This window comes from Arthrobacter sp. B0490, assembly GCF_002929355.1.
Taxonomy (GTDB): domain Bacteria; phylum Actinomycetota; class Actinomycetes; order Actinomycetales; family Micrococcaceae; genus Arthrobacter_D.
In genome coordinates, this window is the sequence record NZ_PJIR01000005.1 from 21,944 (window position 1) to 46,292 (window position 24,349).

The 24,349-nt window shown below is 69.9% G+C and carries 20 protein-coding genes; 8 read left to right on the top strand and 12 right to left on the bottom strand.

Going from position 1 to position 24,349, the window contains the following annotated elements:
- Positions 1-80 precede the first annotated feature (80 nt).
- The 4 genes from CXQ97_RS09590 to CXQ97_RS09605 form a co-directional block, all read right to left on the bottom strand.
- A complete protein-coding gene (locus tag CXQ97_RS09590) occupies positions 81-1,943 on the bottom strand; it encodes an ABC transporter ATP-binding protein (RefSeq protein ID WP_104180651.1) in 1,863 nt (620 codons plus the stop codon).
- Positions 1,940-3,772, bottom strand: a complete 1,833-nt coding sequence (locus CXQ97_RS09595) for an ABC transporter ATP-binding protein (RefSeq protein WP_104180652.1) — start codon at positions 3,770-3,772, stop codon at positions 1,940-1,942. The genes CXQ97_RS09590 and CXQ97_RS09595 overlap by 4 nt, the downstream gene beginning before the upstream one ends.
- Positions 3,773-3,879: 107 nt before the next feature.
- Complete coding sequence (locus CXQ97_RS09600; protein WP_258062483.1) at positions 3,880-4,767, bottom strand: metallophosphoesterase; 888 nt, start codon at positions 4,765-4,767, stop codon at positions 3,880-3,882.
- A gap of 61 nt (positions 4,768-4,828) precedes the next feature.
- Positions 4,829-7,180 carry a transglycosylase domain-containing protein gene (locus CXQ97_RS09605; RefSeq protein WP_104180654.1) on the bottom strand — a complete coding sequence of 784 codons (2,352 nt, stop codon included), beginning with the start codon at positions 7,178-7,180 and terminating at the stop codon, positions 4,829-4,831.
- A gap of 35 nt (positions 7,181-7,215) precedes the next feature.
- Here CXQ97_RS09605 and CXQ97_RS19490 point away from each other — a divergent pair, with 35 nt between their 5' ends.
- From CXQ97_RS19490 to CXQ97_RS09615, 3 genes are read left to right on the top strand one after another with little or no spacing between them, the layout of a single operon-like run.
- Positions 7,216-7,371: a DUF4177 domain-containing protein gene (locus tag CXQ97_RS19490; RefSeq protein ID WP_108724255.1), complete on the top strand. Its 156-nt coding sequence runs from the start codon at positions 7,216-7,218 to the stop codon at positions 7,369-7,371.
- A gap of 2 nt (positions 7,372-7,373) precedes the next feature.
- A complete protein-coding gene (locus CXQ97_RS09610) occupies positions 7,374-7,862 on the top strand; it encodes a RidA family protein (protein ID WP_104180655.1) in 489 nt (162 codons plus the stop codon).
- 3 nt (positions 7,863-7,865) lie between these two features.
- Positions 7,866-8,780, top strand: coding sequence for an NUDIX hydrolase (locus CXQ97_RS09615; protein ID WP_104180656.1), 915 nt, complete (start codon positions 7,866-7,868; stop codon positions 8,778-8,780).
- A gap of 167 nt (positions 8,781-8,947) precedes the next feature.
- On the opposite strand, the gene CXQ97_RS09620 is transcribed toward CXQ97_RS09615, so the two are convergent.
- Positions 8,948-9,625 (bottom strand): Crp/Fnr family transcriptional regulator, encoded by a 678-nt coding sequence (locus CXQ97_RS09620; protein ID WP_104050098.1) that lies wholly within the window; start codon positions 9,623-9,625, stop codon positions 8,948-8,950.
- Positions 9,626-9,859: 234 nt separating this feature from the next.
- Here CXQ97_RS09620 and CXQ97_RS09625 point away from each other — a divergent pair, with 234 nt between their 5' ends.
- A complete protein-coding gene (locus tag CXQ97_RS09625; RefSeq protein WP_104180657.1) occupies positions 9,860-11,059 on the top strand; it encodes a MarP family serine protease in 1,200 nt (399 codons plus the stop codon).
- Positions 11,060-11,066: 7 nt separating this feature from the next.
- Here the strand turns inward: CXQ97_RS09625 and CXQ97_RS09630 are convergent, their stop codons facing one another.
- Complete coding sequence (locus CXQ97_RS09630) at positions 11,067-12,071, bottom strand: DUF2332 domain-containing protein (RefSeq protein ID WP_104180658.1); 1,005 nt, start codon at positions 12,069-12,071, stop codon at positions 11,067-11,069.
- Positions 12,072-12,281: 210 nt separating this feature from the next.
- Here CXQ97_RS09630 and CXQ97_RS09635 point away from each other — a divergent pair, with 210 nt between their 5' ends.
- From CXQ97_RS09635 to CXQ97_RS09645, 3 genes are all read left to right on the top strand, one after another.
- Positions 12,282-13,976, top strand: a complete 1,695-nt coding sequence (locus CXQ97_RS09635; protein ID WP_104180659.1) for an ABC transporter substrate-binding protein — start codon at positions 12,282-12,284, stop codon at positions 13,974-13,976.
- Positions 13,977-14,072: 96 nt separating this feature from the next.
- Positions 14,073-15,077, top strand: coding sequence for an ABC transporter permease (locus CXQ97_RS09640; RefSeq protein ID WP_104180660.1), 1,005 nt, complete (start codon positions 14,073-14,075; stop codon positions 15,075-15,077).
- Positions 15,074-16,015: an ABC transporter permease gene (locus tag CXQ97_RS09645; RefSeq protein WP_104180661.1), complete on the top strand. Its 942-nt coding sequence runs from the start codon at positions 15,074-15,076 to the stop codon at positions 16,013-16,015. Before CXQ97_RS09640 ends, CXQ97_RS09645 begins: the two co-directional genes overlap by 4 nt.
- A 62-nt stretch (positions 16,016-16,077) precedes the next feature.
- Here CXQ97_RS09645 and CXQ97_RS09650 read toward each other — a convergent pair whose 3' ends face one another.
- From CXQ97_RS09650 to CXQ97_RS09670, 5 genes are all read right to left on the bottom strand, one after another.
- Entirely contained in the window at positions 16,078-17,055 is a 978-nt protein-coding gene (locus CXQ97_RS09650; RefSeq protein ID WP_258062458.1) for a DUF5996 family protein, read from the bottom strand.
- Positions 17,056-17,130: 75 nt separating this feature from the next.
- Positions 17,131-19,044, bottom strand: a complete 1,914-nt coding sequence (locus CXQ97_RS09655) for an ABC transporter ATP-binding protein (protein ID WP_104180662.1) — start codon at positions 19,042-19,044, stop codon at positions 17,131-17,133.
- Between the two features lie 55 nt (positions 19,045-19,099).
- The gene (aroQ, locus tag CXQ97_RS09660) at positions 19,100-19,603 is read right to left on the bottom strand and encodes a type II 3-dehydroquinate dehydratase (RefSeq protein WP_104180663.1); all 504 of its coding nucleotides are present in this window, start codon (positions 19,601-19,603) and stop codon (positions 19,100-19,102) included.
- Between the two features lie 7 nt (positions 19,604-19,610).
- Positions 19,611-20,942, bottom strand: a complete 1,332-nt coding sequence (locus CXQ97_RS09665; RefSeq protein ID WP_258062459.1) for an MFS transporter — start codon at positions 20,940-20,942, stop codon at positions 19,611-19,613.
- A 100-nt stretch (positions 20,943-21,042) separates the two neighbouring features.
- Positions 21,043-21,624, bottom strand: a complete 582-nt coding sequence (locus tag CXQ97_RS09670; protein WP_104180665.1) for a TetR/AcrR family transcriptional regulator — start codon at positions 21,622-21,624, stop codon at positions 21,043-21,045.
- 109 nt (positions 21,625-21,733) lie between these two features.
- Here CXQ97_RS09670 and CXQ97_RS09675 point away from each other — a divergent pair, with 109 nt between their 5' ends.
- Positions 21,734-22,156: an organic hydroperoxide resistance protein gene (locus CXQ97_RS09675; protein WP_104180666.1), complete on the top strand. Its 423-nt coding sequence runs from the start codon at positions 21,734-21,736 to the stop codon at positions 22,154-22,156.
- A gap of 47 nt (positions 22,157-22,203) precedes the next feature.
- Here CXQ97_RS09675 and acs read toward each other — a convergent pair whose 3' ends face one another.
- Positions 22,204-24,162: an acetate--CoA ligase gene (acs, locus tag CXQ97_RS09680; protein ID WP_104180667.1), complete on the bottom strand. Its 1,959-nt coding sequence runs from the start codon at positions 24,160-24,162 to the stop codon at positions 22,204-22,206.
- Positions 24,163-24,349: the final 187 nt, after the last annotated feature.

Here is a 24,349-nt window from a genome sequence, read left to right on the forward strand (position 1 = left end):
CGAACCACCCGAACCGCAACTGTCCAAGGATAGCGGAGGATCAGCGGCGAGGAAAACCGGGCCCGACGGCGGCGGACGGCTCAGACCAGCGAGTCCTTCCAGGCCGCGTGGAGCGTCGCGAACCGGCCCGTCCCGCCGATCAGCTCGGCGGGCGTCCCGTCCTCCACGACCCGGCCGTCGTGCACCACGAGGACACGGTCGGCGATCGCCACCGTGGACAACCGGTGCGCGATGATGAGCGCCGTCCGGTTGCCGAGGAGCTTCTGCAGGCCCTCCTGCACGAGCCGTTCGCTCGGGATGTCCAGCGACGACGTCGCCTCGTCCAGGATCAGGACCGCAGGGTCGGCGAGGAACGCCCGGGCGAAGCTGATCAGCTGTCGCTGCCCCGCGGACACACGGCCACCCCGCTTGTTGACGTCCGTGTCGAAGCCCTCCGGGAGCTCGAGGATGAACCGTTCCGCGCCGACGGCCCGCGCCGCCGCGACGATCTCGTCGCGGCCGGCCTCGGGCTTGCCGAGGGCGATGTTGTCCGCCACGGAGCCGCTGAACAGGAACGCCTCCTGCGTCACCATGACGACGGCGCGCCGCAGGTCCTTCGGCGCGAGGTCCCGGAGGTCCACGCCGTCGAGCGTCAGCCGGCCCTCGGACACGTCGTAGAAGCGGGCGATCAGCTTGGCCAGGGTCGACTTGCCGGCGCCCGTCTGCCCGACGAGCGCGACGGTCTGCCCGGCACGGATGGACAGGTCCATGGTGGGCAGCACCACGGGGCCGTCCCCGTAGCGGAAGCTGACGTCGGAGAACTCGATGTCGCCGCGCGGATGCGGCAACGACACCGGGTGCTTCGGCGGCCGGACGGTCGGTACCTCCTCCAGCAGTCCGGAGACCTTCTCGAGCGCCGCCGCGGCGGACTGGAACGAGTTGTAGAACATGGCCATCTGGTCCACCGGCTGGAAGAAGCGCTTGCTGTAGAGGAGCAGTGCGAGGAGCGCGCCGACCTCGAGCGTGCCGCCCAGGACCCTGAACCCGCCGGACATCAGCACGACGGCGACCGTCACGTTGCCGATCAGGACGAGTCCGGGCTGGAAGACGCCGTTGAGGTTGATGGACCGGACGGTGACCGTGCGGTAGTCCTCGGCCAGCTCGTCGTACCGCGCCGCATTGACCTGCTCCCGGCGAAAGGCCTTCACGGCGCGGATGCCGGTCATCGTCTCGATGAAGTGCACGATCAGCTTCGCGGACACCACCCGGGACTCGCGGTACGCGATCTGCGAGTGCTTCTGGTACCAGCGGGCGAGGAGGAACATGGGCACCGCGGCGGCGAGGATGAGGAGGCCGGTCCGCCAGTCCAGGGCGAAGATGGTGACCGCCGTGAAGAACATGAAGATCGCTCCCGAGGCGAGGGAGCTGACCCCCGAGTCGAGCAGTTCGCGGAGCGCCTCGAGGTCCGAGGTCTGCCGGGAGATGATGCGACCCGAGGTGTACTTCTCGTGGAACTCCAGGCTCAGTCGCTGCGTGTGGCGGAAGACCCGCACCCGGAGATCGAGCAGCATGGCCTGGCTGAGCTGGGCCGTCGCGCGGACGTAGCCCGCGGTCAGCACCGAGGCGAGCACCGCCGCCAGGAGGTAGGTGCCACCCGCGGCCCACAGCAGGAGCGGATCACCCGCCCTCAGGGCGGGCAGGGCACGGTCGATGCCGAACGCGATGATGGCGGGGCCGGCGACCCGCGCTGCCTGCGAGATGACGACCAGCAGGACGGTCCAGACGAACTGCCGGCGGTTGGGCCGGATCAGGGAGCCGAGGAGCTTGAAGGACCGCGACCGGACGGACTTGCTCTGGGCCCGGTCGAGGAGGACGTCGTCCTCGTTGAGGACGCCGGCGGACGTGGCGCCCTGCAGGCCCTTCTCCTCGGGTGCCTCCCCGGGCGTGCGAGGGGTGCGGCTCATGCCAGCGCCTCCTCGTCGTCGTGTGCGGGTTGCAGGGGCTGGACCGTGCGCCCCAGCTGCGCGATCTCCTCGTCGTCGAGGCTGGCGATGACGTACCGGTAGTGGTCGTTGCGGGCGAGCAGCTCGGAGTGCGTGCCGACGTCGGTGATGCGCCCGTCCTGCAGGAGCGCCACGCGGTCCGCCAGCGCCACTGTGGAGGGCCGGTGCGCGACGATGAGCGTCGTCGTGGCGCCGAGCACGGCCCGGAGCCCCTGCTCGACGCGTTCCTCGGTGGCGACGTCGAGCGCCGACAGCGGGTCGTCGAGGACCAGGACCGTCGGTTGCGCGGCGATCGCCCGCGCCAGGGCGATGCGCTGGCGCTGGCCGCCGGACAAACTGAGCCCCTCCTCGCCGATGAGCGTGTCCAGTCCCTGGGGCAGACCGTAGGCGAACCGGGCCTGCGCCACCTCGAGGGCCTCGGCGAGGATGCGCTCGGCCTCCGTGCCCGTGGCATCGGAACCCATGAGCACGTTGTCGCGGACGGAGCTGGAGAACAGCGTGGTGTCCTCGAAGGCGACCGCGACGAGCGTGCGCAGTTCACCGAGGGTGAGCTCGCGCAGGTCCACGCCGTCGATGCTGATGCTGCCGCCCGTGACGTCGTAGAGGCGCGGGACCAGCTGGAGGAGGGTGCTCTTGCCGCACCCCGTCACACCGACCAGCGCCATGGTCTCGCCGGCGCGCAGGGTCAGGTCGATCCCGTCGAGGACGTCGCCGGTGTCCCCGTGCGCGTCGGGATAGCGGAAGTGCACCGCGTCGAACACCACGGTACCGATCGGCGCCTCGAGGTGGACCGGCGCAGGGGGGTCGGTGATGGTGTTCTCGGAATCCATGACCTCGTAGTGCCGGTCGATGGCCGTCTTCGCCGTGAACGTCATGGCGAGGAGCGGGCCGATGAACTCCACGGGCCCTGCGACGGCGGCGGCCGTGGCGAAGAAGGCCACGAGCGCGCCGATGGTGACGTCCCCACCCGCCGCCAGCGTCACACCGACCACGAGGGAGGCGCCGAGGGCGAGTTCGGGCAGCAGGGTCACGATCATCGAGAAGTGCGCGAGGGACCTCGCCTTGAAGATCTCCGTCCGGCGGAGTTCCTCGGCCTGCTCCTCGAAGTCCTCCAGGGCCTCCCGGCTCCGCCCGAACGCCTTGAGCACGCGGATCCCGTGGACCGACTCCTCGACCGTGGTCGCGAGGTCCCCGGCCTGGTCCTGGCTCTTCCGTGACACGCGGCTGTAGGAGGTGCGGAAGCGGTAGCCGTAGATCATCAGGGGCACGGCGGCGGCGACGAAGATCAGGGCCAGGATCCAGCTCATCAGGAACATGACGATCACGCCCATCACCACGGTCAGTGACGTCACGACCAGCATGATGAGGCCGAAGGCCATCCAGCGGCGCATCAGGTTGAGATCGCTCATGGCACGCGACAGGAGCTGGCCGCTGCCCCATCGGTCATGGAACTCGACCGTCAGATTCTGCAGGTGGCGGTAGAAGGAGGTGCGCATGTTCGTCTCCACCGCCGTCGCCGGTGTGATGACGAACTGGCGGCGCAGCGCCACGAAGGTGGCCTCGAGGACGCCGAGGAGCAGGACGACGCCCGACGCGATCCAGACCGTGCGGGCCGACCCGCCTTCGGCGAGTGCGTCGTTGATGAGCACCCGCAGCACCTGGGGGATGGCGAGGGCCATGACGCTGGCGCCCAGCGCGCACAGCAGGCCCAGGACGAGTCGCGGGAGGATGGGCCGGACATGCGGGTAGAGCCGTCCGAGCGATTCCCACAGGGTGTTCTGGTTCTTCATGCCATCTCTTCGGTGATCGATGGTTATTGGTGTCCCCCAGCAACCATCCTAGGTCAGGAGGGCTGTAACGCCGGTCACGTTACGGGGACCCGAAGAAGCAGGCGGCGCTAGCGGGGGCTCCGGGGAGTGAGTGTCAGGAGGACGGCCTCCGGCCGGCAGGCGAAACGGACCGGGGCGAACCGCGAGGTCCCGATGCCGGCCGAGACATTGAGCGGTACGGAGCGGCCATCCGAGTCCCACTGCGTCAGTCCACGGGCACGCCACGTGGGCAGGTCGCAGTTGCTGACCAGGGCGCCGTAGCCCGGGATGCACACCTGCCCGCCGTGGGTGTGGCCGGCGAGGATGAGGTCCGCCCCGCCGTCCGTGAAGTAGTCCAGCACGCGCTGGTAGGGGGCGTGCGCGACGGCGATCCGGATGTGCGGGGCGTCCGCGGAGGTGCTGCTGCCAGGGGGGTAGGGCACGTACCGGTCGCGGCCCAGATGCGGGTCGTCGACACCCGTGAAGTCGATGCGCAATCCGCGGAATCCGACGGACTGCGACCTGTTGGTCAGGTCGACCCACCCGGCAGCGCCGAAGGCGCTGAACATGTCGGCCCACGGCAGGTCCTGGGGAGCGGACTCCTTCGGCGCGATCGACGGGCCGGCGAAGTACCGCAGCGGGTTCTTGAACACCGGGGCGTAGTAGTCGTTGGACCCGGGGACGAAGACGCCGGGGACCTTGAGGAGCGGTTCCAGCGCCTCGAGCAGTGGCCCGACGGCCTTCCGGTGGCTCAGGTTGTCGCCCGTGTTGACCACGAGGTCCGGAGCCAGGTCGGCGAGGCGATGGAGCCAGTCCGCCTTCGACTTCTGCCCGGGCACCATGTGGATGTCGGAGAGGTGCAGCACCCGCAGGGGGAAGGATCCCGGCGGGAGGATGGGGAGGGTCTCCTCCCGCACCTCGTACAGCGTGCGCTCGACGGCCGAAGCATAGGCGAGGGTTCCGGCCGCGGCCGTCAGGGTGAGCCCTGCCGCCCAGCCGAGCGGTGTCCCGCTCCGGGGTGTGGAAGTCGATTTCACGCTAGCCGTTGCCTCCGTCGTCGCCACCAGTGCCGTCGTCGCCGGCATCTCCTCCAGTGGTACCACCCGTGGAGGGGCCCGTGCCAGTTTCGCCCGTGCCGGTCGCGCCGGAGTTGACCCCGGTACCGCCGGTGTTGGTGCCGGTGCCGTTGCCCGGGTTGGCCGGGCGCGAGGGGCTGACCGGTGCGGTGCGCTGGCCCCCGTTGATCATGTTCGCCGGCGGCGCCGTGAACGGCGTACCGACGTAGAGGCCCGGGATCTGCTGCATGAAGCGAGCCCAGGAGGGGCCCGCGATGAGCGAGCCGTCGATCTCGGGGTAGACCTGGCCGCCGATCTGCAGTCCGCCGAGCGAGCTGCCCTCGCCCTCGCCCTGCCAGTTGCCGACCCAGCTGGCGGTGACCATGCCGGAGTTGTAGCCCATGAACCAGGTCTGCGAGCGGGCGTCGTTCGTGCCGGTCTTCCCGGCCATGGGGATGTCGCCGTACTCGAGCAGCTGACCGGACCCGGCCTTCATGACCTCCTGCGTGGCCGCGTTGACGCCGCGCGCGACTTCCTTCGAGATCGTCTGCTTGCAGGAGGTGGCGGGGACGGGGTAGCTCGTGCCGTCGACCGCGGTGACCTCGGTCAGGGCGCGGGGCTCGCAGACGGTCCCGTCGTTGGCGAAGCCGCCGAAGGCCTTCGCCATGGACATGGGGGCCGCGGCGACGCCGCCGCCGATGAGGGCGGGCGGGTTGACCGACGGCGGGTTGAGGGCGCCCTCGCGGCTGCCGGCGTCGTGCACGCCCATGTCGAAGGCGATGTCGCGGATGCGGCAGAGGTCGAGCTGCTTCGCGGTCGCCATCGTGATGGTGTTCAGGGACTGTGCCAGCCCGTCGAGGACGGTCGTGTACCGGTAGTTCTGGTCGCCGTAGTTCTGGGGTGTGTAGCCCTCGAGTTCAGGCGTGTTGATGACGTAGTTGCCGCCGTCCATGCAGCTCGCACGCCAGCGGTCGCCCTCGGGGTAGGTCTTCTTGGTGCCGTCGACCACCTGGTTGAGTGCCTTGCCGGCCTCGACCCAGGCCGCGACGGTGAACGGCTTGTAGGTGGATCCGGGCTGGAAGCCGCCGCCACCGCCGAGGCTCTTGGACGGGTCGCCGCCGGCGAATTCGTCGACGTTGAAGTTGAGGACCGTGTTGCCCTGCGCGGCCTCCGGGTTGTACCGGGTGTTCTGTGCCATGGACAGGATGTTGCCGGTCTTCGGTTCGAGGCTCAGCATGGTGTGGCCCACCGCGCCGTCCGTGGTGTCAGGGTTCGCGGTCTCGTTGACGGCGGTCTGCGCAGCCGCCTGGACGCGGGAGTCGAGCGTGGTCTTGATCGTCAGGCCCGAGCGGAAGAGGACCTTCTCGCGGTCCTCGGGAGTCTCGCCGTAGGCGGGGTCGTTGAGGATCAGGTGCGTCACGTAGTCGCAGAAGTAGGGTGCCTGGGCCGCCCCGACGCAGCCGCTCAGCGTCGGCGTGATGTTCAGGCCGAGATCGGTGGCGATAGCCGCGTCGTGCTCTTCCTTCGTGATCTTGCCGCGGGTGAGCATCGCGTCGATGACGATGTTCCGGCGCTGCAGCGCGCCCTCCGGGTTCGACTCGGGGCTGTAGGCGCTCGGGCCGTTGACGAGCCCGGCCAGCAGGGCGCTCTGCTGGATGTTCAGGTCCTTCGCGTCGACGCTGAAGAAGTACTTGGACGCGGCCTGCACACCGAAGGTCGTGCCGCTGAAGGGGACGATGTTGAGGTAGCCCTCGAGGATCTCGTCCTTCGAGAGCTCCTTCTCGACGGCGATGGCGAGCTTCATCTCGCGGAGCTTGTCGCCCACGGTCTTGCCGCCGCCGCTCAGGGTAACGGTCCCGCCGTTCTGCCGCGCCGAGTCGATCAGCACGTTGTTGACGAACTGCTGCGTGATGGTGGAGGCTCCGCGGCTCGTGCCGCTCGACACGTTGCTGGCGATCGCGCCGAGGATTCCCTCGAGGTCCACGCCGCCGTGCTCGTAGTAGCGGTAGTCCTCGATCGCGATGAGGGCGTTCTGCATCGTCGGGGACACCTGGTCGAGCGTCACCGGCTGGCGGTTCTCCTCGTAGAGGGTCGCGATGAGAGACCCGTCCGCGGCCTGGATGGTGGTCGGCTGCGCCAGCGCCTCGCGCTCCAGCTCGGCCGGCAGCTGCTCGAAGAACTGCAGCGAGGCGGAGGCGCCCGTACCGGCGGCGGCGGCCACGGGGACGAGGAGGCCCGCGGCGAGCACACCCGCGAGACCACTGATTCCGAGGAACGCGATGATCTTGCCGAGGGTGGTTGCCGTGTCGAAGAGGGGTGATTTGCGCGCAGCCATTATTCCAGTTTACAAGCACGCGCTAGGCTTTCCCCATGACGAAATGGGAGTACTCGACGATTCCGCTCATCATCCATGCGACGAAGCAGATCCTCGACCAGTGGGGCGAGGACGGGTGGGAGCTCGTCCAGGTGGTCCCCGGGCCTGACGGCAACGGCCTCGTCGCGTACCTGAAGCGGGAGAAGAGCTAGCAGTGCCTGCCGGAAATACCGCGGTTTCCGCCGTCGAGGCTCGCCTCGCGGACCTCGGCATCGCCCTGCCCGAGGTGGTTCCCCCCGTCGCGTCCTACGTCCCCGCCGTCATCAGCGGCAACCACGTGTACACCTCGGGACAGCTGCCGTTCATTGAGGGCAAACTCACAGCTTCGGGCAAGGTCGGTTCCGACGGCGGAGTCGACGCCGCGACCGCGAATTCCCTGGCCGCTACCTGCGCCGTGAACGCCCTGGCGGCGATCAAGAGCCAGCTCGGCGATCTCGACCGCATCACGCGGATCGTGAAGGTCGTCGGCTTCGTCGCGTCCGATCCCTCGTTCACCGGTCAGCCCGGTGTCGTCAACGGCGCCTCCGAACTGCTCGGCGCCGTCCTCGGCGAGGCCGGCGTGCACGCACGCTCCGCCGTCGGCGTGGCAGTCCTCCCCCTCGACTCGCCCGTCGAGGTCGAGGTCATCGCGGAGTTCGTCTAGGCCGTGGACCGGCTCAGCACCCGACTCTTCCCCGTGGCTCCTGACCAGCGCACGGCAGCGCAGAGCTGGATCGAACACGGGGAACGCACCCCTTTGAAGGCCCGCCCTGCGTCGTCGGTCGTCCTGCTGCGTGACAGCGCGATCGGCACCGAGACCTACCTCTCCTACCGGCGCGGCAGTTCCCCCCTCGGCGTCCTCGGGTTCCCCGGCGGGAGCATCGAGGAATCCGACGACGACGACCTGCGCTGGTTCGGTCCGACGCCGGCGATGTGGGCGAAGGCCCTCGGCGTCGAGGACCACCGCGTGGCACGCCGCCATGTGCTGTGCGCCATCCGCGAACTGTTCGAGGAGACCGGGGTGCTGCTCGCCGGACCCGACGCCTCGTCGATGGTGGAGGGTACGCAGGCGAAGGAGTGGATGAAGGCGCGCGAGGCGATCAACGAGGGGGAGTGCCGGTTCGCCGACATCCTCGGCCGTCGCGGCCTCGGCGTCCGGACGGACCTCATCAAGCCGCTCTCGCACTGGGTGACGCCGGACTTCGCGCACCGTCGCTTCGACACCCACTACTTCGCCGCCGCGCAGCCGGTGAACCAGGAACCGAGCATCCTCGCGAGCAAGGGCGTCTGGGGGCAGTGGCGCTGGGCCGCCCAGGAGATCGCCGACCGCGACACCACCAGGCTCGGCGACGAGGTGGGCCAGCCCAACACGGTGGGCTGCACGCTCAGCGAGCTGGCGGTGCCCGCCGTCGAGATCATCCTCGAGAAGATCGGGTCCTCGCGCGGCTGCATCGCCTACCTCTCGCACAAGCGCCCGGTGAAGCTCTACCACCCGCAGCTCGCCGAGCACGACGGCGACCTCATGCTGCAGGTGGAGTGCCCGAAGCTCACCGAGGGCGGGTCGGTCCAGCGGGGGCGCTGACGCCGTCGTGTTTCCTGCCGCCGAGACGGCAGAAATGAATGCCTGAGCGGCACCTGGACGGTGATTTGTGCCCTCGACGCCGGTGCCTGATGTGCGGGCACTCAGGAAGTGTCCCCGAACGCCGGAAGGCACCCGCCCGCCGGGCAGGTGCCTTCCGTCGGATCAGGTCAGCGGCTGCGCTGGCGCAGGCGCTGGATGTCGAGGATGACGACGGCGCGCGCCTCGAGACGCAGCCAGCCGCGCTGGACGAACTCGGCCAGCGCCTTGTTGACGGTCTCCCGCGACGCCCCGACGAGCTGGGCCAGCTCTTCCTGCGTGAGTTCGTGCGCCACGAGGATGCCGTCCGTCGCCGGCCTGCCGAAGCGGTCCGCGAGGTCGAGCAGGGCCTTCGCCACGCGCCCCGGGACGTCGGAGAACACCAGGTCCGCGAGCGATTCGTTGGTGCGGCGGAGGCGCCGGGCGAGTGCCTGCAGGAGCTGGGCCGACACCTCGGGGCGCGTCTCGAGCAGTGTCCGCAGGTCCTCGTTCTTCAGGCCGGCCAGGCGCGTCTCGGACACGGCGGTCGCCGTCGCGGTGCGCGGGCTCGGATCGAACAGTGCCATCTCGCCGAACAGCTCCCCGGGGCCGAGGATCGCGAGGAGGTTCTCACGACCGTCCTGTGCGGTGCGCCCGAGCTTGATCTTGCCGGAGACGATGAAATACAGCTGGTCGCCCTGGTCGCCCTCACGGAAGACCGACGATCCGCGGGGCAGATCCACTTCGATCAGCTCGTCCGTGAGCGCCGCGAAGACGTCGTCTCCCAGTGATGCGAAGAGGGGCGCCCGGCGCAGTACCTCGATATCCATGAACTCTCCTGATGAATTGCGTCGTTCCGCGGCGGTCCCCGCTGTCTTCTGCTGTCCATCTTGCCGTACCGGAGCGGCTGTGACGACTGATACACGCCCCCGTCCCCGGTATTCGGGCGCCCGGGGGTCCGTTCCCGGCGTCCTGCCGAGCTTCTTCCCATGGTGCGCGGCTAGAATCGCTCGCAGTGTCGGGAGGCAAGCGATTCTCCCGCCGTCCAGAGCCAGGAGAACGTAGTGCCGGAATTCAGCCTCGCGGGGTTCACGCTCCTCGACCTCGTGCTGGTGGTGGTCCTCCTCGGCTACCTCGTGACCGGGATCCGTAACGGCTTCCTCGTGACCCTCGGCGGCATCGCCGGCTTCGTCGCCGGCGCGGTCGCGGCGTTCTTCGCGGTCCCGCTCGTCAGCGCGTGGGTGCCGGACAACCCCTGGCGCCTGATCGCGGTGATCGGCACGGTCGTGGTGCTCGTCATCGTCGGCCAGGCCGTCGGCTCCGCGCTCGGCGCCTCCATCCGCCGCTGGTCCGACTTCCCGCCCCTGCGCCTCGTCGACCGGATCCTCGGCGGCGCGGTGAACGTCGTCGTCGCCGCGCTCGTGCTCTCCATGCTCGCGTTCAGCGTCGGGACCCTGGGCGTCCCCTTCCTGTCGCAGCCGCTGGCCGCCTCGCAGGTCATCCGGGGGATCGACACGGCGACTCCAGGTCCGGTGCGCACCTGGATGGCGCAGCTCCGCACCATCGCGGTCGACGACGGCATCCCCACGATCCTCGAGAGCGTCGGGCCCGCGACGCCGGCGGCCGTGCCCGATGCCTCGGTGGACACCCCCGAACTCGCGGCGGCGGCCGCCTCCGTGGTCCGCATCACGGGTACGGCGTTCCGGTGCGGCCAGAACCAGACCGGGTCCGGGTTCGTCGTCGCGCCGGGCCGGGTGATCACGAACGCGCACGTCGTCGCCGGGGTGGACGAGCCCGTGGTCGAGGTGCCCGGTGGCGGTGCCCTGCCGGGTCGGGTGGTGCAGCTCGACACGGCGCGCGACATCGCGGTCATCGCCGTCGACGACCTGCGCGCCGCACCGCTGACGCTCGGCGACGAGCTCGAGCGGGGAGCGACGGCGGCGTTCGCCGGCTACCCGGCGGGCGGCCCGTACCGGATCCAGCCCGCGAGCGTGCAGGGCCTCTCACCCGTGCTCGTCAACAACATCTACGGCGCCGACGCCCGGCCGCTCCAGGTCTACAGCCTCGCCGCCGACGTGCAGCAGGGGAACTCGGGCGGGCCGCTCCTCGACCTGCAGGGCCGGGTGGCGGGCGTCGTCTTCGCGAAGTCGACGGCCGACGCCCCGGTGGGCTATGCGCTGTCCCTCGAGGAGCTGCGCCCCATCGCCGAGAGCGCACCCGACCTGGACGACGCCGTCTCGGCGGGACAGTGCACGCGCGGCTAGGGGAGCCCTAGAGCCATTCGATGGACTGCCCGTGCGGACCGGTGCGTGCGACCGATCGTCCGTTGTGCTGCAGCACGAACCTCCCGTCCTGTTCCCCGGGCGCCTTCTCCATCGCGCCGGGCACCCCGTCGAGCGTGCCGTGGCCCTCGTGCGAGAGCCAGTGCACCGGGCGTCCGCGGTCCGCCGTGAGCCGCATCATGGTGTCGCGGAACCGGCGCCGCCCCTCCGCGTCGAGATACGCGAGCACGGCACTGTGGAACACGACGACGACGGCGTCCGACGGCGCCCGCCGGACGAGCGGTTCGACCTCGTCGTTCAGGTCGCCCCGGACGAGCAGCGGAGGGTCCGCGCGCACGACGCCGAGCGCGGCCCGGAGCCGCTCCGCGCGGAACCCGTGCTCGGGCCACACGAGCGCCTCGAGCCAGCGGACGTCGTCGTCGTCGCGTGCATCGAGGGGATTCAGGTCGATCCCCGCGCGCCAGGTCACGGGAGGCAGGGCCGACGGCAGCGGCACGTCCCCGGCCACTGCGCACGCGAGCGGGGGGACCGGCGAGCCGCCGCCGGGTACCAGGGACGGGCCGGGGGAGTAGGCGTACGCGTACCGGTCCGGATAGAGGCACGCGCCGGCGGACGCGCCGACCTCGATCAGCGCCAGCGGCCGGTCCTCGGCCGCGCTGATCGCCGCGAGGCTCGGCAGGAGGACCGCGCAGCGTCCGGCCTCGTTGGTCTGGGTGGTCCGCGTCTCCATGACGCGGCGGACGTCCGGCCAGTGTTCGACGACGAAGGTCCGGAAGGTGCCGTAGTCGCCGAGGGGCACGCCGGCGAAGCGTACGGCGCCGAGGAACAGGACGGGCTGGCGGCGTGCCGGGGGGAGGGTGTCGAGGAGTGCGAGCACCTCCTCGTCGTCGCTGACCCCGGTGCACCACTCGTCGTACCGGGGGGAGTACCCCCGGGCGTCGACCTCGGCGAAACGCCGGTAGCGCACGGATGTCGCCGTTTCCTTCTCACTCATGGTTCCTCCGGTTTCGCAGGTATCTCGCGGGCGTCACCGGCGTCTGCCCGTCCACCCGCGATGCCAAATCGTAACCACTGAAGCCCCTGAAATGCCGCTCGCGGGCCGGCCGGAAGTTAGGCTCGTCACACGGATCAGCGCGTTCGCCGCCGTGGTCCCCATCACTGCCGGTAGATCCGGTAGGAACCACTCGTCCACCAGGAGCACTACATGTCTAACCGAGGCACATCCGTGCACGGCGCAGGTTTCGCGAGGAAACGCGCGGCGCTCACAGCAGGATTCTCCATCGCAGCACTCCTCCTCACCGGCTGCGTGCAGAGCCAGCGCGAGGAGGAGACCGGGGCCGAGGGCGACGCCGCCGTCGACTCCACCTTCGTCTTCGCCGCCTCCTCCGACCCGAAGTCGCTGGACCCCGCCTTCGCCACTGACGGCGAGTCCTTCCGTGTCAGCCGCCAGATCTTCGAAGGGCTCGTGGGCGTCGAGCCCGGCACCGCCGATCCCGCACCGCTGCTCGCCGAGTCCTGGGAGACCGCCGAGGACGGCCTGTCCACCGTCTTCCAGCTCAAGGAAGGCGTCACCTTCCACGACGGCACGCCGTTCGACGCCGAGGCCGTCTGCTTCAACTTCGACCGCTGGTACAACTGGACCGGCATCCAGCAGGCCGAGTCGACGTCGTACTACTACGGGTCGCTGTTCCGCGGTTTCGCCGACAGCCCCGAGAAGGCCGTCTACGAGTCCTGCGAGGCCAATGGGGACAACGAAGTCACCATCAACCTCGCCAAGCCGTTCGCCGGGTTCATCCCCGCCCTCTCCCTTCCGGCCTTCGGCATGCAGAGCCCGACGGCGCTCGAGGAGTACGCGGCCGACGACATCGGCGGCACCGCGGAAGCCCCGTCGCTGAGCGAATACGCCCTCGGACACCCCGTGGGCACGGGCCCCTTCAAGTTCGACTCGTGGAACGTCGGCCAGCAGCTCGAGCTCTCGATCTACGACGACTACTGGGGCGACAAGGGCCAGATCACCAAGACGATCTTCCGTATCATCGACGACCCGCAGGCACGCCGCCAGGCCCTCGAGGCCGGCGACATCGACGGCTACGACCTCGTCGCTCCCGCCGACACGCAGTCCCTCAAGGACGCCGGCTACAACATCACCGCCCGAGACCCCTTCACGATCCTCTACCTGGGCATGAACCAGGTCGTCCCGGAACTCAAGGACCCCAAGGTCCGCGAGGCCATCGCCCACGCGATCGACAAGGAAGCCCTCGTGGCGCAGACCCTGCCCGAGGGCACGAAGGTCGCCACGCAGTTCATCCCCGAGGTCGTCGACGGGTACAACGAGGACGTCACCACCTACGACTTCGACCCCGAGCGCGCCAAGGAACTGCTCGCCGAGGCGGGCTACCCCGACGGCTTCGAGGTCACGTTCAACTACCCGACGAACGTCTCCCGCCCCTACATGCCGACGCCGGAGCAGGTCTTCACCAACCTGCAGGCCCAGCTCGCGGATGTCGGCATCACCGTCGAGCCCGCTCCCGCCGCCTGGTCCCCCGACTACCTGAACCAGGTCCAGGCGACACCCGACCACGGCCTGCACCTGCTCGGCTGGACCGGCGACTACAACGACACCGACAACTTCATCGGTGTCTTCTTCGGCCAGCAGAAGCAGGAGTTCGGCTTCGACAACCCCGAGCTCTTCGCGGCCCTCGACGAGGCCCGCGGGGTGAGCGACCGCGACCAGCAGACCGAGCTCTACAAGGAGATCAACGAGCAGATCGCCGAGTTCAACCCGGCCATCCCCCTCGCCCACCCCGCTCCGTCGCTGGCCTTCGCGCCGCGCGTCACCTCCTACCCGGCGAGCCCCGTCAACGACGAGGTCTTCACCAACATCGAGCTGAGCGAGTAGCAGTACCACGCAGCGCGGGCCGGCCACTGATCCCGGTGGCCGGCCCGCGCTGTCCTACCCCCGCCCGGCGTCCCGGTTCACCCGGAAGGATCCCCAGTGTTACGCGTCATCGGTAAGCGGCTAGCCCTGCTCATCCCCACCCTGTTCGGACTGTCCATCCTGCTGTTCCTGTGGGTGCGCAACCTCCCCGGCGGCCCGGCCACCGCACTCCTCGGCGAGAAGGCCACCCCGGAGGCCATCGCCCGGATCAACGAGCTGTACGGGTTCGACCGCCCCCTCCTCACCCAGTACCTGACCTACATGGGCAGGCTGCTCCAGGGGGACTTCGGCATCTCGATCAACACCGGACGCCCCGTGCTCGAGGAGTTCGCCACCCGCTTCCCGGCCACCATCGAACTGACGATCATCGCCCTGATCTTCGCCGTCGGCGTGGGGATACCGCTCGGGTACCTCGCGGCGCGGCACAACGGCCGGTTCATCGACCACAGCTCGGTGGTCCTCAGCCTGATCGGCATCACGGTGCCGGTCTTCTTCCTCGCGTTCATCCTCAAGTACCTGTTCGCGATCCAGTGGTCGCTCCTGCCCCCGGACGGCCGGCAGAGCCCCCGGATCGACGCGACGCACTACACGGGGTTCTACGTGCTGGACGGCCTGCTGACGGGCGAGTACGACGCCGCCTGGGACGCCTTCCTGCACCTGATCCTGCCCGGGCTCGCCCTCGGCACCATCCCGCTAGCGATCATCGTCCGCATCACGCGCGCCTCGGTCCTCGAGGTGCAGAACGCGGACTACGTGCGCACCGCCCGCGCCAAGGGGCTCAGGGAGGGCACCATCCGCGGCAGCTTCATCCTGCGGAACGCCATGCTCCCCGTCGTCACGACGATCGGACTGCAGCTCGGCCTGCTCATCTCGGGAGCGGTGCTGACCGAGACGGTCTTCGCCTTCAACGGCATCGGCCGGTTCCTGCGGGACGCGATCTTCGGGCTCGACTATCCCGTGCTCCAGGGCTTCATCATCTTCATCGCCGTGCTCTACGCGCTGATCAACCTGATCGTCGACCTGTCCTACTCCGTCATCGACCCGAGGGTGCGTGTGCAATGAGTACCATCCTGCCCCCCGCTGCCGGCGGCTCCGTGGCCCCCGCCGATCCCGCCATCGACACCGGGCGCGGCACCGGCCTCTGGAAGGACGCCTACCTCCGGCTGCGCAGGAACCCGCAGGCGATCGTCGGCGCCGTCATCATCGGCCTGTTCCTGCTCGTGGCGGTCCTCGCGCCGCTCCTCGCACCGTACGGCGGCGACGAGCTCCCGGGTCGCACGTCGATCACACCCACGGCCATCCCCGGTCCGGGCGCGATCGAGGGATTCCCGCTGGGACTGGACCGCTTCGGCGGGGACGTCCTCAGCAAGCTCATCTGGGGTGCCCGGGCCTCGCTGCTGATCGGCGTGGTCTCGACGGCGCTCGGCCTCGCGGGCGGCATGCTGCTCGGCCTGCTGGCCGGGGGCCTCGGTGGCTGGGTGGACAGCGTGATCATGCGGTTCGTGGACATCCTGCTGTCCGTCCCCAGCCTCCTCCTCGCCGTCAGCATCGCCGCGATGCTGGGCCAGAGCACCTACGCGATCATGATCGCGATCGGCGTCTCGCAGATTTCCATCTTCGCGCGGCTCCTGCGCTCCACGATGCTGTCGCAGCGGGGCGCCGACTACATCCTCGCAGCGCAGACCCTGGGCCTCAGCCGCCGGACGATCACGATGAGCCACCTGCTGCCGAACAGCATGGGGCCCGTGATCGTGCAGGCCACCCTCAGCCTCGCGACCGCCGTCATCGACGCCGCCGCGCTGGCCTACCTCGGCCTCGGCGGCGGGCTGCCGCAGACCGCCGAGTGGGGGCGCATGCTCACCTACGCCCAGGCCGAGCTCGGGGTCGCACCGCAGCTCGCCTTCCTCCCGGGTGCGTGCATCGTCATCACGGCGCTGGGCTTCACCCTGCTGGGGGAGTCGCTGCGTGAGGCGCTCGATCCGAAGACGCGCAGGAAGTAGGCGCGTCCCCTCGCAAGGAGCGGCCACCGGCCTTCGGGCCGGTGGCCGCTCCGTCGTGCACCCTACCGGCGCCTGTGCCCCTCCAGCCGGTCCGGGTCGACGAGCAGGCCGGCGTCCCAGCCTCCCGTGTCCGCGGCCGCCGCGTAGGTGGCCCGCAGGAACGCGAGCAGTGCGCCGTCCGGGTCCTCCGCGGTCCGGACGGCCTCGTACGGGAGCAGGAACTGCCGGAACTCGGCGCTGTAGAACGCCCCGTCGACGCCGATCACGGCGTCGCGATAGCCCTCGGGCTCGGGGTACGCATACGAGTAGAAAGCGCCCTCCTCCCCGCCGCCGGGCCAGAACCCGCAGCTGGAGAGCTCGTGCGAGTATCCCTCCTGCATGACCCAGTCGGCGCAGTTGGGGGCACCGCCCGGGTGGAGGGGTGCGGTCCTGCCGGAGAAGCGCGTGCAGGCGAGGTCCATGGCGCCCCAGAAGAAGTGCACCGGGCTGACCTTGCCGAGGAACTCGGCGCGGAACCGGGTGAGGACCCGCTCGGCCTGGACGAGCTGCCGCCAGAACGCCGTGACGGCGCCGGGGTCGTAGGACGCGTGATGGTGGTCCTCGGCGAACGGGACGGCGGGGTCCACCTCCGTGGGCACGGGGCGGATCGGCGCCTCGATCCCCAGGTCGGCCAGGGCGGCCAGGGTCCGCGCATGGAATTCCGCGACCGACTGCGGCGCGAGGGGCACACTGCGATCCTCCCCGGAGCTGCTCCGCACCAGCAGCCGGTGGTGCACGACGTCGAACTCGACGTCGAACATGCCGGCCCGGTACGGGATGGGGGACGTGCCGAGCCCCCGCGGCGTGACGTACAGCGGCACCTGCCACCAGTGGTTGACCAGCGGCGCGTGCGCCATCCGGATCTTGCCGACGACCTGGAGCCACATGTGCAGGGTGGCCTGCGTGTCCTGCCAGTCCGCGACGCGCAGTTCCGGCCAGCCCCCGGACCACCGGTCCGTCGTCGTGCTGTCCCTGTCGACGTGAATGCCCTGGTCGCTCACGGTGCCTCCCGCTGTCGGTCGTTCAGCCCACAGTAGGTGCTGCCACGCCCGGGGGACAGGGTGCGCCCGGCCGGGCTAGGACGCGAGGTCCTCGTCGATGTTGAGCTCGTTGCCGGGGATGGAGGCGAGCAACCTCCGCGTATACGGGTGCCGGGCGTTCTGGAAGACCTCCTCCGAGCTGGCGGCCTCCACCAGCTCGCCGTCCTTCATGACGCAGACGTAGTCCGAGATGAGGCGTACGACGGCGAGGTCGTGGGAGATGAACAGGTAGCTCAGCCCCAGCTCGGACTGCAGGTCGCCGAGGAGCTTCAGGATCTGGGCCTGCACGAGGACGTCGAGAGCGGAGACCGGCTCGTCGCAGACGATGAGCTCGGGCTGCAGTGCCAGGGCGCGCGCGATCGCGACGCGCTGACGCTGTCCGCCGGAGAGCTCGGCCGGGTAGCGCCGCAGGGCGTTCTGCGGGAGCGAGACCTGGTCCAGGAGCTCGCGCACGCGTGCCGCGCGCTCCTTCTTCGATCCGCGGCGGTAGGCGTTGAGCGGCTCCTCGACGATGCGCTCGATCGTGAACATGGGGTTCAGCGACGAGTAGGGGTCCTGGAAGATCGGCTGCACACGCTGGCGGAAGTCGGACAGCTGGGCCTTGTCGAGCGTGGCGACGTCCATGCCGTCGAACGTCATGGTGCCCGACGTCGGCTCGATCAGCTTGAGTAGCATCCGAGCCGTGGTGGTCTTGCCCGAGCCTGATTCGCCGACGATCGCGACCGTCTGCCCGCGGGGGACGTCCAGGGTGACGTTCTTCGCCGCGTAGAAGTCCTCCTTGCTGCCGCGCCGCTTGTAGACCTTCGTGAGGTCCCGGATCTCGACGATGTTCGGGGGAGCGGCGTGTGCCGACGCCTCGCCGGTCCCGGCGGCTTCGACCGGCCGGTCCGACGACGACGTCGTGGCATGCGCGCCGGCGGTGCGCGGTCCCGTCGGGGAAGCGGCGTCCGGATCGTGTCCGGTCGCTGCCGGTGCGGATCCGGCGGGTGCAGCGCCGTCGTGCCCGGTGGCGTGGCCCTCGTGCGTCGCCTCGTGCTCGGCGAAGACTGCTTCGGCCAGTCTCAGGCGCGACGCCGCATCCGCCGTGAAGGCGCCGGGGCGCAGGCGCACGGCGGCGACGCTCGGCGCCGCCCGGACGAGGGACTGCGTGTAGGGGTGCTGCGGGTCGTTGAGGAGCTGGTCGGCCGGGCCGGTCTCGACCACACGCCCCCGGTGCATCACGACGAGTTGCGAGGCACGCTCCGCGGCGAGTCCGAGGTCGTGCGTGATGAGGAGCACCGACGTGCCGAGCTGCTCCGTCATCGAGTCGATCTGGTCGAGGATCGTGCGCTGCACGGTGACGTCGAGGGCCGACGTGGGCTCGTCGGCGATGAGGAGCCGCGGCTGGCAGGCGAGGCCGATCGCGATGAGCGCCCGCTGCCGCATGCCACCCGAGAACTCGTGCGGGTACTGCTTGGCGCGCTCACCGGCGTCGGGCAGCCCGGCGGCGGTCAGGACCTCGATGACCCGCTGCTTGACGTTCTTCTTGGTGGCCATGCCGTGGACCAGGAGGGTCTCGGCGACCTGCGTGCCGATCTTCGTCACCGGGTTCAGGTTCGACATCGGATCCTGCGGCACGAGCCCGATCGCCCGGCCGCGGATGGAGCGCATCTTCGCCTCGGAGAGCGTCGCGAGGTCCTGGCCCTCGAACAGGATGCTGCCGGAGGTGACGCGGCCGTTGCCCGGCAGCAGGCCGATGCACGCCATCGCCGTGGTCGACTTGCCCGAGCCCGACTCGCCGACGATCGCCAGGGCGCTGCCGCGCTTCAGGCTGAAGCTCGCGTCCTCGACCGCATGGACCTCGCCGTGGGTGGTCCGGAAGCTCACCGCCAGGTTCCGCACCTCGAGCAGGGGCGCTGCGGGGTTCTCGGGCTGGGCGGCCGCGCTTCCGGCGGGAGTGATGTCCGTCATAGCACCATCGTGCCCTATGGGAGGCCCGGCGCCGTCCGTGCGGCAGGGGCCTACGCTAACTTTTCGGGAACGATGCGGGTGTCCGGGCCGTGCCTCCGCCGTCCTCGGCGGCTGCGGCGAGCCGCCCGGCGAGGTGGTCCACGGCCAGGCGGTAGCCGTCGATGCCGGCGCCCACGATCACGGCATCGGCGACGCCGGAGATGTAGGAGGAGTGCCTGAACTCCTCACGCCGGTGCACGTTGCTGATGTGCACCTCGACCACGGGCAGCCCGACGGCGGCCAGGGCGTCCCGGATGGCGATCGAGGTATGGGTGAAGGCGCCGGCGTTGATGACGATCCCGTCCGTCGTCGAGCGCGCCGCGTGGATGGCGTCGATGATCTCGCCCTCGTGGTTGGACTGCATCGCCGTGCTGCTGCAACCGCGCCCGCGCGCGGTGTCCGCCGCGAGGCGCTCGACGTCGTCGAGCGTCGCCGTGCCGTACACCGACGGCTCCCGGGTGCCGAGCAGGTTCAGGTTGGGTCCGTTGATGACGAGGATGCTGGGCGTGCGCGGGGTCATGCCCTAACTATGCCGCGCTCGCGGGTGCAGCGGCGGACCGGGGGTCGGCGAGCCGTGCGCGCAGCCGCACCGCGCCGAACGCGCCCGCCGCCGTCACGACGCTCATGATCGCCAGGACGACGCCGGGATGCCACCAGGCGCCGTCCGTCGCGATGCCGAACTGCTGGGTGATCGAGGGCGCGAAGCCGGCGATGATCGCGGCGATGCTGTAGGCGAAGGACAGCGCGGTGAACGCGGTCTCGGGCTTGAAGATGTCCGCCATGAGTCCGCCGAGGGCGGCCCAGCTGGCGGTGGGCAGGATGCCGCCGAGGATGATCGCAGCGATGTACAGCGGTTCCGTGGCGATGCTGATGACCCAGTAGAGCGGGAAGGCGATGAGAGCCGTCCCGAGCGCGCCGCCCGCGACCACCTTCGCCGAGCCGATGCGCATGGCCAGGTAGCCGAACGCGGGGATGGTGACGAGCTGCAGGACGGAGCCCACGAGGGCCGCATTGAGGACCGTCCCCTGGGACAGGCCGAGGGTGTCGGTCCCGTAGGCCTGGGTGTACGTCACCATCAGGAAGTAGGAGCCGATGCCGAGCACGGCGGAGGCGATGGCCACGACGATCGCTGCCGGCTGCGACCTGAGGACCTCGACGAACGGCGCGCGGGGGAGGGCGTGCTTCCGGCTGGCCTCCTCGAAGACCGGCGTCTCGTCGATCGCGAGCCGCAGGTAGATCGCGACGGCGAGGAACGGGAACGCGAGCAGGAACGGGATGCGCCAGCCCCAGGTGGTCATGACGTCGGGGGCGACGACCGTGAGGACCAGGAAGATGGCGGAGATCAGCATGGTGCCGACGGGGGAGCCGAGCTGCGGGATCGAGGCGTACAGGGCACGCTTGCGCGGGGCGGCGTGCTCCGTGGCGATGAGGATGGAACCGCCCCACTCACCGCCGAGCGAGAGGCCCTGCAGGAGGCGGAGCACGGTGAGGATGATCGGGGCCCAGACGCCGATGGTGTCGTAGTCCGGCAGGAGGCCGACGGTGCCGGTCGCCAGGCCCATGAGCGTGATGGTCCAGATCAGGGTCCGCTTGCGGCCGATGCGGTCGCCGAGGTGGCCGAACAGGATGGCGCCGAGGGGTCGTGCGACGAAGCCCATCGCGAAGACCAGGAACGCCGAGAGGGTTCCGGCCAGAGGATCCTGTTCGGTGAAGAAGACGGTGTTGAACACGAGGGCGGCGGCGGTGCCGAACACGTAGAAGTCGTAGGACTCGAGGGCCGTCCCGACGAAGGAGGCCCCGGCCACGCGACGGGCCATGCGCGGGGTGGAGGCAGGGGTCTGCTGGAGGGTTGTGGACACGCTGAAATCATCCTCCGCCGTCCCGCCCGGAGCCATGTTTCAGGACGAACGTCACATCCGGGGTGCCGGCGTCCCCGGCACGGGCAGGTCGGCGGCGGCGTCAGGAGGGCAGTGGCCCCCGCAGGTGTGCGGTGATGATGGCCCGCCCGGCGGTGACGAGCTGCCCGGTCACGGCGCCCGGGTCGCCCATGTATCCGTGCACCATCGCACCGTCCCGCAGCATGACGAGCTGGTCCGCCACGACGCCGGGCCGGTCCACGCCCAGCTCGTCCAGCAGGTCGGCGACGACACCGTGCAGCCAGGCCCGGTAGCGTCCGACGGCGGCGCGGACCACGTTGCCCTCCGCCGGGTACTCGGCCGCTGCGTTGATGAAGGTGCACCCTCGGAACCCCGGGCGGCAGGCGACGTCCCCGTTGGCGGCGGCCAGCCGGAGCAGCACGGCGCATGCGTCCCGGCCGGTCTCCCGCTCGGCGGCGAGTGCGTGCTGCAGCCGTCCGAGCTGGGCGTCGAGGTACGCCACGACGAGCTCGTCCTTGGACGGGAAGTGCCGGTAGAACGTGACCTTGGTGGTGCCGGCATCGGCGATGACCTTGTCGGCGCTCACCGAGCGGATGCTGTTCTCGTCGAACAGCCGGGTCGCCGAGGCGAGGAGGCGCTCGCGGACGGGCGGTCGGGCGTCCATGGTGCTCCTTGGAGTCGGCGCGTACGGATTACGTGGATGTAGAGTTACTAGTTAGTCTACTAGGATACGGGGTGCGGACCAGGCACCCCCGACGAAAGGTTCTACACGCATGAGTGCTCTCTACACGGCAGTGGCCACGGCGACCGGCGATGGACGCAACGGCAAGGCCTACACGGACGACGGGGAGCTCGTCGTCGACCTCGCGGTGCCGAAGGAGATGGGCGGAGCCGGCGGGGCGACGAACCCCGAGCAGCTCTTCGCCCTCGGCTACTCCGCCTGCTTCCACAGTGCCCTGAAGCTCGTCGCGAGCCGCAGCAGGGCGACGATCAGCGACACGGCGGTCACCGCCGAGGTGAGCATCGCGCCGGTCGACGGCGGTGGGTTCCAGCTCGCCGTCGCCCTCCATGCCGAGATCAGCGGGGTGGACCAGGAGACGGCCGACGCGCTCGTCGAGCAGGCGCACCAGGTGTGCCCGTACTCCAATGCGACCCGCGGCAACATCGAGGTCACGGTCGACGCCACGATCGGCTGACGCCCGCCGACGAGAGGCCCCCGCCAGGGGGCCTCTCGCCTGTCCGGCTACTTCCGCAGGGAGACGGCGATCTGCTGCATGATCGTCGGATCGGAGAGCGTCGTCGCGTCCCCGACCTCCCGTCCCTCCGCGACGTCCTTCAGCAGGCGCCGCATGATCTTCCCGCTGCGGGTCTTCGGCAGCTCGGGGACCACCAGGATGTTCCGCGGCTTCGCGATCGGGCCGATCTCCTTGGCCACGTGGTTGCGGAGCGTGGTGACGATGTCGTCGTCGTCCTTCGCCGAACCGCGGAGGATGACGAACGCGACCACGGCCTCGCCCGTCGTCTCGTCGCTCGCCCCGACGACGGCGGCCTCCGCCACCGACGGATGGCTCACCAGGGCCGATTCGATCTCGGTGGTCGAGAGGCGGTGGCCGGAGATGTTCATGACGTCGTCGACCCGGCCCAGGAGCCAGATGTCGCCGTCGCTGTCCTTCTTGGCGCCGTCCCCGGCGAAGTACATGGCGTCGAAGCGCGACCAGTACGTGTCCTTGAACCGTTGCGGGTCACCCCAGATCCCGCGCAGCATCGACGGCCACGGTTCGCGGATGACGAGGTAGCCGCCGGCCCCGTCGGGGACCGGGACGCCCATCTCGTCGACGACGTCGATGGCGATGCCCGGGACCGCCACCTGCGCCGATCCGGGCTTGGTCGCGGTCACGCCGGGCATCGGGGCGATCATGTGCGCGCCCGTCTCCGTCTGCCACCAGGTGTCCACGATCGGGGCCTTGCCGCCGCCGATGACCTCCCGGTACCACATCCACGCCTCGGGGTTGATGGGCTCCCCGACGGAGCCGAGCACGCGGATGGAGGAGAGATCGAACTTCTTGGGGATGTCGCGCCCCCACTTCATGAAGGTGCGGATGGCCGTCGGCGCCGTGTAGAGGATGGACACCTTGTACTTCTCGACGAGTTCCCACCACCGGCCCTGGTGCGGGGTGTCGGGCGTCCCCTCGTACATGAGCTGCGTGGCACCGTTGACCAGGGGCGCGTACGCGACGTAGCTGTGCCCGGTGACCCAGCCGATGTCCGCCGTGCACCAGAACACGTCCGTCTCCGGCCGCAGGTCGAAGGTGTTCCTGTGCGTGAACGCGGTCTGCGTGAGATAGCCGCCCGTGGTGTGCAGGATGCCCTTCGGCTTCCCGGTCGTCCCCGAGGTGTAGAGGATGAACAGGGGATGCTCGGCATCGTGGGCGACGGCGGTGTGCTCGTCGGAGGCCGTGTCCACGACGTCGTGCCACCAGAGGTCACGGCCCTCGGTCCACTCGACGGGCTCGCTGTTGCGGCGCACCACGACGACGTTCGTGACCGTGTGGCCCTCCCGCTCGAGGGCGCCGTCGACCGCGGGCTTGAGGGCGCTCGGCTTGCCGCGGCGGTACGTGCCGTCGGAGGTGACCACGAGCTTGGCCTCGGCGTCGTCGATACGGCTGCGGAGTGCATCCGCCGAGAAGCCGCCGAAGACCACGGAGTGGACGGCCCCGATGCGGGCGCAGGCGAGCATCGTGATGACGGCCTCGGGGATCATGGGCAGGTACACGGCGACGCGGTCGCCCTTCTGCACGCCCAGGGACTCGAACGCGTTCGCGGCCCGCTTCACCTCGAGGGTGAGCTCCGCATAGGTGATCGTGCGGGTGTCGCCGGGCTCGCCCTCGAAATGGATGGCGACACGGTCGCCGAGGCCGGCCTCGACGTGGCGGTCGAGTGCGTTGTACGCCGCGTTCACCGTCCCGCCGACGAACCACTTGGCGAACGGCGCATCCGACCAGTCGAGGGTCTGCGTGAAGTCCTGGTCCCAGGTGAGGAGCTCACGCGCCTGTCTGGCCCAGAACTCGGTGCCCTGCTCGCGTGCCTCGTCGTAGAGGGACGGCTGGGCGACGGCATTCGCGGCGAACTCCTCGCTCGGCGGGAAGCGGCGCTCCTCGTGCAGCAGGTTCTCGAAGGCGTCGCCCTGGTGATCGGCGCTCATGTTCTACCCCTTTGTGACGTGATCGGTGACGTGGTCGGTGACGGCCCGGATGCGCGGTGCCGATGGTGGCGTCCGGCGCGCCCGGCTGCCCGTCTGCGTGCTTCAAGGGAACACTATCGAGTTCTCCGCGCCTTGTGTGCGCCCCGTCACAGGGCCTAGCCGAGCTGGGGCTGTTGTGCGGTGAGCG